The following is a 380-nucleotide window of genomic DNA, read 5'->3' as shown; positions in this document are numbered from 1 at the left end:
TTTTCATTTCTTATTACGGAGAAATGAAACAGTGTGTCGTTTCAATTTTCAGCTTGATCCAGATTTTTAAAGAGCAAATATCTCAAACGTGACTCGGAAGTCAGTTTTGAGATACTTCGGTCGGCGACTTTCACTCACACATACCAGCAAGTGGCGTCCCCTAGGGGATTCGAACCCCTGTTACCGCCGTGAAAGGGCGGTGTCCTGGGCCTCTAGACGAAGGGGACACTGAAGTCTCAATCGCAAGACGCCTTGCTATTTACTTTTCATCAGACAATCTGTGTGAGCACTACAAAGGCAGGTTCTTTAAGGTAAGGAGGTGATCCAACCGCAGGTTCCCCTACGGTTACCTTGTTACGACTTCACCCCAGTCATGAATC

At 46.8% G+C, this 380-nt stretch carries 1 tRNA gene and 1 rRNA gene; both read right to left on the bottom strand.

What is annotated here, in order from left to right:
• Window positions 1–151: 151 nt before the first annotated feature.
• Window positions 152–227, bottom strand: a tRNA-Glu gene (locus OGY06_RS00060).
• Between the two features lie 85 nt (window positions 228–312).
• A 16S ribosomal RNA gene (locus OGY06_RS00055) occupies window positions 313–380 on the bottom strand; the annotation flags it as partial.

Origin of the sequence: Citrobacter sp. Cpo147 (genome assembly GCF_030332405.1) — a bacterium.
Classification (GTDB): Bacteria; Pseudomonadota; Gammaproteobacteria; order Enterobacterales; family Enterobacteriaceae; genus Citrobacter; species Citrobacter portucalensis.
This window is presented reverse-complemented; position numbering and strand designations above follow the sequence as displayed.